Here is an 8,636-nt window from a genome sequence, read left to right as displayed (position 1 = left end):
GTCGCTGCCAATTCAGCGACCGGGTTTGACCGTCCGAAAAATCACAGGGCAACAGGCCCGGACGTTTTGTCCTGGGCTCCATTTGATAAAGGAGCTTCCATTGAAAAATTCTGACATTCCCAAACCCGCCTCCACCTTTCCCTACGGCGATTACGCTCCCGAAAGACTGAAAGAAGCGGCCGACCGTGCGATGGACCATTACCTCAAGCCTGAAGACAGTGCTTCAGACGCCAAACCACCGGCGCAGTTGTTCACTGTGGTGGACAGCGTCGATACCGAAGCGCTGTTGGCCAATCTCAGCGAAACCCTGGCGTCAGCCAACGCAATGCTCAGCGACCTTGCCTTCGGCCTGGAAGGCTCGCGGCGGCATGTGGCGTTGGGGGTGGCGCAGATGATTGAGTTGGGGGCTTTGTTGGCGAACAAGGCCTTGGACCGGGTTGAGCTTCGGGCCTGATGCAGTAAGTGCCGGCCTCATCGCGAGCAGGCTCGCTCCCACAGTGGATTTGGGTTGTTCACAAATATGCCAGTCGACATCAAGCCCCTGTGGCGAGGGGATTTATCCCCGTTGGGCTGCGAAGCGGCCCCAAAACCTGACGGCGCGGTGTGTCAGGCAAATTGAGTTGGCTGCCTTGGGGCTGCTGCGCAGCCCAGCGGGGATAAATCCCCTCGCCACAGGAGCTGCTTCGGGGCTACGGGCGAATCTCGATCATCGTCCCATCCGGCACCAGGTTCCAAACCTCGCGCATGTCCACATTGCGCATGGCAATGCAGCCATCGGTCCAGTCCAGGGTGTGGAACAACTGCTCAGGGTTTTCTTCGGAGTCAGGGGTGCCATGGATCATGATCATGCCCCCTGGCTCCACGCCTTCGCGGCGGGCGCGGGCGGCGTCGCTGATGTTGGGGTAGGAAATGTGCATCGACAGGTAGAAGCGGTCGCTGGTCTTGCGCCAGTCCAGCCAGTAGAAACCTTCAGGGGTGCGCTTGTCGCCCTCTATGAGCTTGGGGCCTTTTTTGGCGCCCTTGCCCAATGAAATGCGATAAGTCTTCAGTGGTTTGCCGTCGTTGATCAATTGCAATTGATGGGCGGACTTGAGCACCAGCACTTTTTCGATGGTCTTGCCGTTGTAGGTTCCCACCGCAGAAGCCTGGGACACCGTAGCGAACGACAAGCAGAACAGGACAAGCAACCAGCGCATTGAAACGATATCCCTAGAGGTGTCGCGGCTATATGGGGTGTTAGGTATTGGCAGGCTGGGCCAGCGGCGGGATCGATTCGGATCGCACAGGGTAGTCCTCGGTTCGCCGGTCAGCATAGAAGTATTCTAGGGTACGGCCCACGGTGCGAAAAGCCAGCTCGTCCCAGGGAATGTCCGCTTCGTCGAACAGTTTCACTTCCAGGCTTTCGGGCCCGGCGGCGAAATCCTCGTCCACCAGTTCGGCGCGGAAGAATACATGCACCTGGCTGATATGCGGAACATCGATCAGCGTATAAATGCTCAGGTTGCGCACGCGGGCGCAGGCTTCTTCGGCGGTTTCGCGCACGGCCGCCTGCTCGACGGTTTCGCCGTTCTCCATGAAGCCGGCCGGCAATGTCCAGTAACCGCGCCGCGGCTCGATGGCCCGCCGGCACAGCAGCACTTTGCTGCCCCAGGTGGGCACGCAACCGGCCACGATATTGGGGTTCTGGTAGTGAATGGTGTGGCAGGTATCGCAGACAAAGCGCAGGCGCGAGTCGCCTTCGGGGATACGCTGGGTTACCGGGTTACCGCACTGGCTGCAGAATTTCATGCTTGGGTTCCTGAATGCTGCGCCTATCTTGGCGTCTGCGGGCGGCTGTCGGCAAGTTGTCGTTTCGCGACACGTCGCAGTGCGGGGGTTGGGCGGCTTGCCTGATTGGTGCATGATGCAAGGTAGCGAATAAATCGAGAAGTCTCATGCTGGACGAGCTACTGCATCGAGTAAGCAACCATACCCCACGTGATCTGGAGACTGACCGACGTTTCCCTGAAGCGGCGGTGCTGGTGCCCATTACCCGCAGTGACGAGCCGGAACTGGTCCTGACCTTGCGCGCCAGCGGGCTTTCGACCCATGGCGGCGAAGTGGCATTCCCCGGCGGGCGACGCGACCCGGAAGACCCGGACCTGATCTTCACCGCCTTGCGCGAAGCCGAAGAAGAAATCGGCCTGCCTCCCGGCCTGGTGGAAGTGATCGGCCCCCTCAGCCCCTTGATCTCGCTGCACGGCATCAAGGTCACGCCCTACGTGGGAGTGATCCCGGATTTCGTCGAGTACCAGGCCAACGATGCCGAGATCGCCGCGGTGTTCAGCGTACCGCTGGAGTTCTTTCGCAAGGACCCGCGCGAACACACGCACCGCATCGATTACCAGGGCCACAGTTGGTACGTGCCCAGCTATCGTTTTGGCGAGTACAAGATCTGGGGCCTGACGGCGATCATGGTCGTCGAGTTGGTCAACCTGTTGTACGACGCCGGCATTGACTTGCACACCCCCCCCAAGACGTTCATCAATACCTGAATCCCCGAGGATCCTCATGAAATACCGCCTGGGTGATGCCCGTGTCGAAACCCACCCACAGAGCTGGGTCGCCCCCAACGCCACATTGGTGGGCAAGGTCCGCCTCGAAGAAGGCGCCAATGTCTGGTTCAACGCGGTGCTGCGTGGCGATAACGAACTGATCCTGATCGGCAAAAACAGTAACGTGCAGGACGGCACGGTGATGCACACCGACATGGGCTTCCCGCTGACCATCGGCACCGGCGTGACCATTGGCCATAACGCCATGCTTCACGGTTGCACGGTGGGGGACTACAGCCTTATCGGCATCAATGCGGTGATCCTCAACGGCGCGAAGATCGGCAAAAACTGCATCATCGGCGCCAACTCGCTGATCGGCGAAGGCAAGGAGATCCCCGACGGTTCGCTGGTGATGGGCTCACCCGGCAAGGTTGTGCGGGAATTGACCGAAGCGCAGAAGAAGATGCTCGAGGCCAGCGCGGCGCACTACGTTCACAACGCGCAGCGCTACGCCCGTGATCTGGCCGAGCAAGAGCAATGAACACGCCCGAACGCCCGGTTCCGTCGCCCTGCGTGAACATCTGCGCCCTGGACGATGACGACATCTGCACCGGCTGCCAGCGCACCGTGGCGGAAATCACCCGTTGGAGCCGGATGGACAACGACGAACGACGCGGGGTTCTGGCGTTGTGTCATGAACGGGCCAAGGCCAGTGGGTTGGTGTGGATGTTGCCAGTGAGGTCTTGATATCCACAGGACACCACACAACCTGTGGGAGCGAGCCTGCTCGCGATAGCGGTGGATCAGCTTGAGGCGGAGTTGAATGTGCCGCCGCCATCGCGAGCAGGCTCGCTCCCACAGTGGATCACCGTTTTACCTCATGCGTTGTCCAGCCCACCGATCCAACCCCACCACCCCCAGCGCAATTCCGACAAACCCTGCCAATATCCCTGCGGCATTGATGAACACCTGTGGATAACCCAGGTTCGCCACGTCGATGAAAGGGTAGGGGTACGCCGCCAGTAATTCCCCCCGCAGCAGGAGCCAGGCGAAGTACACCACTGGGTAAATCATCCACAGCCCGATGTGCTGCATGCGCAAGGTGCCCTTGGGCACGCAGAACCACCAGTAGGTCATGAACAGCAACGGCATCACGTCGTGCAGCAATTCGTCGGCCACGAACTGCCAGCCTTCGGGTTGCCACAGATGTCGCAGCAGCAGGTTGTAGGCCAGGCCGACCAGGGCGATGCTCACGGTAATGCCGCTGCTGACCGCCGGCTGCAAGAACCAGCGCCGGGCCGCCGATTCTCGATGGATCAGTTCCCAGGTCAGCACCACGGCCACCAGGGTGTTGGTCAGCACCGTGAAGAAACTGAGAAAGTTCACCAGGCCGCCGAGCAAGCTCGCGCCCAGCTCCCAGCGACCGAGCAGGATCAGGTACAACTGGATGCTCAACCCGGCCCAGCCCAACAGGGCCGCCACCGACACGAAGCACTGTCGCAGCGCGGGGCGCCGACGGATCTCAATGTCCACGGCTCAGACCGGTCGTTTGGTGCGCATCAGCTTGATGTACAGGCGCTCGACTTTCTCCCGCGCCCACGGCGTCTTGCGCAAAAAGGTCAGGCTCGACTTGATGCTCGGGTCGCTCTTGAAGCAACGAATGTCGATGCGCTCGGCCAGACCCGACCATTCGTAGTGCTGCACCAGGGCGTTGAGGATCTGCTCCAGCGTCACGCCGTGCAGCGGGTTGTTGTTGGATTCGGTCATGGGAGGCCTTCGCGCAAAGAGGTGTAAAGCCGCGCACCTTAGCCGAGGTGCCCGCGTGGTGGAAGTATCACTCAAACGCTGCCTGTTTGTTTCGCGGCCCTACTGTTACCGAATCCGAAATGATTCATGTCAGTAAAAGGCCTTTCTCTATTTGTAACAGGACATTATCCTTGCGCCGCCTGCTGAAACGCTTCTTCTGCCGTGCCAAAGCCCCTGGCGTTCAGTGAATCCCCTAAAAAGATCAAGAATTCCTTCTCTATGTTCGATGTTCAGACTCTGCAAGACAGCGCTGTCCGGCACCGTATTGCCGCCAGAAACACCCTTCACCTGATGGCCGGTCTCGGCGCCTTGGGCATTGCCATCGGCGCTCAGGCCGCTCCTGCGTTCGATAGCGACTCACTCTGGATGCTGGGTGACTGGAACGGCACGCGAAGCGAACTCGCGAACAAGGGCTACGACTTCAAGTTCGATTACACCGGCGAAATGGGCAGCAACCTGCACGGCGGCTACGACCATGACCGCACCGCTCGCTACAGCGACCAGTTCGCCTTCGGCACGCACCTGGACCTGCAGAAAATCCTCGGTTGGCACGCCGCCGAGTTTCAACTGACGGTGACCGAGCGCAGCGGCAATAACATCAGCAACGACCGGATCAACGATCCACGTGTTGGCGGTTTCACTTCCGCCCAGGAAGTCTGGGGCCGTGGCCAGACCTGGCGGTTGACGCAGATGTGGTATCAGCAGGCATTTTTCGATGAGCGGTTCGATATCAAGGCCGGCCGTTTCGGTGAGGGCGAGGATTTCAACAGCTTTCCCTGCGACTTCCAGAACCTGGCGTTCTGCGGCTCGCAAGTGGGCAACTGGGTGGGCGGCATCTGGTACAACTGGCCGGTCAGCCAATGGGCGCTGCGGGTCAAGTATTACCTCACGCCTGAGCTGTACGTCCAGATTGGGGCTTATGAACAGAACCCGTCGAACCTGGAAACCGGCAATGGCTTCAAGCTCAGCGGCAGTGGCACCCAGGGCGCCGTAATACCGGTGGAACTGGTGTGGTCGCCCAGCCTCAACGGCCTGCCGGGCGAATACCGCGCCGGTTATTACTACAGCAGCGCCGATGCCACCGACGCCTACAAGGATCGCAACGGCCAGCCGGCCGCCCTGAGCGGTGAGGCGTATCGCAGCGCGTCGAGCAAGCATGGCGTGTGGCTGGGGGCGCAACAGCAATTGACCAGCGTTGCCAGTGACCATTCCCGCGGCCTGAGTGTGTTTGCCAACGCCACGCTGCACGACAAGAAAACCAACGCCATCGACAACTACGTCCAGGCCGGTCTCGTCTACAAAGGGCTGTTCGACGCCCGCGCCAGGGATGACATCGGTTTTGCCCTGGCTCGGGTTCACGTCAACCCGGCTTACCGCAAGAACGCCGAAGCCAGCAACCAGGCCCGCGCCGTTCAGGATTACGACAATCCGGCCTTTTTGCCGCCCCAGGACACCGAGTACAGCGCCGAGTTGTATTACGGCGTGCACGTGACGAACTGGCTGACCGTGCGCCCGAACCTGCAGTACATCCGCCATCCAGGCGGCGTGGACAAGGTCGATGACGCGCTGATTGGCGGGATCAAGATTCAGTCGTCGTTCTAATAACGACGCAAAACCCCTGTGGGAGCGGGCTTGCTCGCGAAGACGATTTCACATCCGGCGCATACGTCGGCTGATACACCGCTTTCGCGAGCAAGCCCGCTCCCACAGCAACCGCTTCACCCAATTGCCTTTTTCAACTGAACCATGCCCCCTCAAGATCGTCATCTACAGTGACTACTTGCGCGGGACTCCTTAAAACCTCACGGAGAATCACACTATGAGCACTGAGGGTGCTATGAGTCGAAGCCGTCTGCTACCGAGCCTGCTCGGCATTCTGCTTCTATTGATGGGCCTGGCCCTGTTGGCGGGGGGAATCAAGCTGAGCACGCTTGGCGGCTCGCTGTATTACCTGTTGGCCGGTATCGGCCTGGCGCTGACGGGCGTGCTGCTGATCATGGCCCGGCGCGCGGCCCTGGGCCTGTACGCGCTGGTGCTGTTCGCCAGTACGGTGTGGGCCCTGTGGGAAGTGGGCCTGGACTGGTGGCAACTGGTGCCGCGCCTGGCCATGCTGTTTGCCTTGGGCATCGTCATGTTGCTGCCGTGGTTCCGCCGTCCGCTGTTGACCGCCGACGCTTCGCCCATGGGCTCGCGTGCCTTGGGCGCCGCTGTAGTCATTGCCGGTATCACCGCGCTCGCCAGCCAGTTCACCAATCCGGGTGAAATCGAGGGCCAACTGGACCGCGACAGCGTGCCGGGCATGACCAACACCGCACCGGCGATGCCGGACGGCGACTGGAACTCCTACGGCCGCAGTGCCCATGGTGACCGTTATTCGCCCCTGGCGCAGATCACCCCCGAGAACGTCAGCAAGCTGGAGCCGGCCTGGACCTATCGCACCGGCGACCTGCCAGGGCCGAACGACCCGGGTGAGACCACGGCGGAAAATACCCCGCTGAAGGCCAACGGCATGCTCTACGTGTGCACGCCTCACAGCCAGGTGATTGCGCTGGAGCCTGAAACCGGCAAGGAAATCTGGCGGTTCGATCCGAAGCTTTCCACGCAGAAAGCGGAAAACTTCAAGGGCTGGGCCCACATGACCTGCCGCGGCGTGACCTATCACGATGACGCGGTGTACGCCTCGGCCGAGCAGAGCCCGACCGGCGCGGCCAGCACCACGCCGGCGAGCACCGTGTGCCCGCGGCGGATCTTCCTGCCGACCGCCGACACGCGCCTGATCGCGCTGAACGCCGACACCGGCAAGATGTGTGAAGACTTTGGCGACAAAGGCCAGGTCGACCTGACCGCCAACATCGGCGGCTTCACGGCTGGCGGTTACTACTCCACCTCGCCACCGGCCGTGACCCAGAACCTGGTGGTGATCGGTGGTCACGTCACCGATAACGTCTCCACCGACGAGCCAAGTGGGGTCATCCGCGCCTACGACGTGCACACCGGCGAGCTGGTGTGGAACTGGGACAGCGGTAACCCGGATGACACCACGCCGATTGCCGAAGGCCAGGTCTACACCCGTAACTCGCCGAACATGTGGTCCATGTTCAGCGTCGATGAAAAACTCGGCATGCTCTACCTGCCGATGGGTAACCAGACGCCTGACCAGTTCGGTGGTTTCCGCACTCCGGAATCGGAGAAATACGCCGCCGGCCTGACCGCGCTGGACATCGCCACCGGCAAGGTGCGCTGGTACTTCCAGTTCACCCACCATGACCTGTGGGACATGGACGTGGGCGGCCAACCGACCCTGATGGACCTGAAAACCGCCGATGGCGTGAAGCCGGCTGTTCTGGCATCGACCAAGCAGGGCAGCATCTACGTGCTGGACCGCAGCAATGGTCAGCCGATCGTGCCGATCAAGGAGATCCCGGTGCCGCAAGGCGCGGTAGAGGGCGACTACACCTCACCGACCCAGCCGATGTCCGACCTGAACTTCGTGCCGCCGGTCCTTGAAGAACGTGACATGTGGGGCGTGACCCCGTTCGACCAGATGCTCTGCCGGATCGACTTCAAGTCGCTGCGCTACGAAGGCATGTTCACGCCGCCGTCGCTGCAAGGCTCGATCGTCTACCCGGGCAACTTCGGCGTGTTTGACTGGGGCGGTATTTCGGTTGACCCGGTGCGCCAGATCGCCTTCGTCAACCCGAGCTACATGGCGTTCAAGTCCAAACTCGTCCCGGCGGCGGAAGTGGCCGGCGGTCCGGGGCGCAAGAGCGAGACCGAGGGCGTGCAGCCGAACAAAGGCGCGCCGTATGGGGTGATCCTCGAAGCGCTGCTCTCGCCAATGGGCCTGCCTTGCCAGGCTCCGGCCTGGGGTTATGTGGCGGCCGTCGACCTGACCAACAACCAAACCCTGTGGATGCACAAGAACGGCACCGTGCGTGACAGCTCGCCGGTACCGATCCCGCTGAGCATGGGCGTACCGAGCCTGGGCGGCGCCTTCACCACCGCCAGCGGCCTGGCGTTCCTGAGCGGCACCCTCGACCAGTACCTGCGTGCCTATGACGTGAAAAACGGCAAGCAACTGTGGGAAGGCCGCCTGCCCGCAGGCGCCCAGACCACACCGATGACCTACACCGGCAAGGACGGCAAGCAATACGTGCTGGTTGTCGCGGGTGGCCACGGCTCCCTGGGCACCCAGCAGGGTGACTATGTGATCGCTTACAAGCTGCCGGATTAAGCAAAACCGGCGCTCATGAAAAAGGCGACACCTTGGCGGGTGTCGCCTTTTTTATGGCTTTT

Annotated in this window: 10 protein-coding genes; 6 read left to right on the top strand and 4 right to left on the bottom strand. The window is 61.4% G+C overall.

Translation table 11 applies throughout. The annotated features are described in order from the left end of the window. Window positions 1–100: 100 nt before the first annotated feature. Entirely contained in the window at window positions 101–454 is a 354-nt protein-coding gene (locus tag HU811_RS21820) for a DUF6124 family protein (protein ID WP_225248477.1), read from the top strand. A gap of 235 nt (window positions 455–689) precedes the next feature. Here the strand turns inward: HU811_RS21820 and HU811_RS21815 are convergent, their stop codons facing one another. Together HU811_RS21815 and HU811_RS21810 are read right to left on the bottom strand one after the other, a co-directional pair. After that, entirely contained in the window at window positions 690–1,196 is a 507-nt protein-coding gene (locus tag HU811_RS21815; protein ID WP_092393596.1) for a L,D-transpeptidase family protein, read from the bottom strand. Window positions 1,197–1,236: 40 nt separating this feature from the next. Then, complete coding sequence (locus HU811_RS21810; RefSeq protein WP_047228890.1) at window positions 1,237–1,788, bottom strand: NUDIX hydrolase; 552 nt, start codon at window positions 1,786–1,788, stop codon at window positions 1,237–1,239. A 146-nt stretch (window positions 1,789–1,934) separates the two neighbouring features. Here HU811_RS21810 and HU811_RS21805 point away from each other — a divergent pair, with 146 nt between their 5' ends. From HU811_RS21805 to HU811_RS21795, 3 genes are read left to right on the top strand one after another with little or no spacing between them, the layout of a single operon-like run. Beyond that, the gene (locus HU811_RS21805; protein ID WP_092393590.1) at window positions 1,935–2,534 is read left to right on the top strand and encodes a CoA pyrophosphatase; all 600 of its coding nucleotides are present in this window, start codon (window positions 1,935–1,937) and stop codon (window positions 2,532–2,534) included. A gap of 16 nt (window positions 2,535–2,550) precedes the next feature. Beyond that, window positions 2,551–3,075: a gamma carbonic anhydrase family protein gene (locus HU811_RS21800; protein ID WP_092456398.1), complete on the top strand. Its 525-nt coding sequence runs from the start codon at window positions 2,551–2,553 to the stop codon at window positions 3,073–3,075. Continuing rightward, window positions 3,072–3,281, top strand: coding sequence for a DUF1289 domain-containing protein (locus HU811_RS21795; RefSeq protein WP_186658046.1), 210 nt, complete (start codon window positions 3,072–3,074; stop codon window positions 3,279–3,281). The genes HU811_RS21800 and HU811_RS21795 overlap by 4 nt, the downstream gene beginning before the upstream one ends. 126 nt (window positions 3,282–3,407) lie before the next feature. Here HU811_RS21795 and HU811_RS21790 read toward each other — a convergent pair whose 3' ends face one another. Both HU811_RS21790 and HU811_RS21785 read right to left on the bottom strand, forming a co-directional pair. Beyond that, on the bottom strand, window positions 3,408–4,067 hold the full coding sequence (locus HU811_RS21790) for a Pr6Pr family membrane protein (protein ID WP_186658044.1): 660 nt from the start codon (window positions 4,065–4,067) through the stop codon (window positions 3,408–3,410). Window positions 4,068–4,070: 3 nt separating this feature from the next. Further along, entirely contained in the window at window positions 4,071–4,301 is a 231-nt protein-coding gene (locus HU811_RS21785) for a VF530 family protein (RefSeq protein ID WP_047228895.1), read from the bottom strand. Between the two features lie 258 nt (window positions 4,302–4,559). On the opposite strand from HU811_RS21785, the gene HU811_RS21780 reads away from it, so the two are divergent. Further along, window positions 4,560–5,942 carry a carbohydrate porin gene (locus tag HU811_RS21780; RefSeq protein ID WP_186658042.1) on the top strand — a complete coding sequence of 461 codons (1,383 nt, stop codon included), beginning with the start codon at window positions 4,560–4,562 and terminating at the stop codon, window positions 5,940–5,942. Between the two features lie 217 nt (window positions 5,943–6,159). Next, window positions 6,160–8,574 (top strand): glucose/quinate/shikimate family membrane-bound PQQ-dependent dehydrogenase, encoded by a 2,415-nt coding sequence (locus tag HU811_RS21775; protein ID WP_186658040.1) that lies wholly within the window; start codon window positions 6,160–6,162, stop codon window positions 8,572–8,574. The last annotated feature ends 62 nt before the right edge of the window (window positions 8,575–8,636 follow it).

This window comes from Pseudomonas tehranensis (genome assembly GCF_014268615.1).
GTDB classification, from domain to species: domain Bacteria; phylum Pseudomonadota; class Gammaproteobacteria; order Pseudomonadales; family Pseudomonadaceae; genus Aquipseudomonas; species Aquipseudomonas tehranensis.
Note: the sequence above shows the minus strand (reverse complement) of the source record. Positions and strands in the feature narration are given on the sequence as shown.

Excerpts from the sequence above, each read along its gene's own strand:
- HU811_RS21815 (WP_092393596.1), bottom strand. The coding sequence starts at position 1,196 with ATGCGCTGGTTGCTTGTCCTGTTCTGCTTGTCGTTCGCTACGGTGTCC.
- HU811_RS21810 (WP_047228890.1), bottom strand. The coding sequence starts at position 1,788 with ATGAAATTCTGCAGCCAGTGCGGTAACCCGGTAACCCAGCGTATCCCC.
- HU811_RS21805 (WP_092393590.1), top strand. The coding sequence starts at position 1,935 with ATGCTGGACGAGCTACTGCATCGAGTAAGCAACCATACCCCACGTGAT.
- HU811_RS21800 (WP_092456398.1), top strand. The coding sequence starts at position 2,551 with ATGAAATACCGCCTGGGTGATGCCCGTGTCGAAACCCACCCACAGAGC.
- HU811_RS21795 (WP_186658046.1), top strand. The coding sequence starts at position 3,072 with ATGAACACGCCCGAACGCCCGGTTCCGTCGCCCTGCGTGAACATCTGC.
- HU811_RS21785 (WP_047228895.1), bottom strand. The coding sequence starts at position 4,301 with ATGACCGAATCCAACAACAACCCGCTGCACGGCGTGACGCTGGAGCAG.
- HU811_RS21780 (WP_186658042.1), top strand. The coding sequence starts at position 4,560 with ATGTTCGATGTTCAGACTCTGCAAGACAGCGCTGTCCGGCACCGTATT.
- HU811_RS21775 (WP_186658040.1), top strand. The coding sequence starts at position 6,160 with ATGAGCACTGAGGGTGCTATGAGTCGAAGCCGTCTGCTACCGAGCCTG.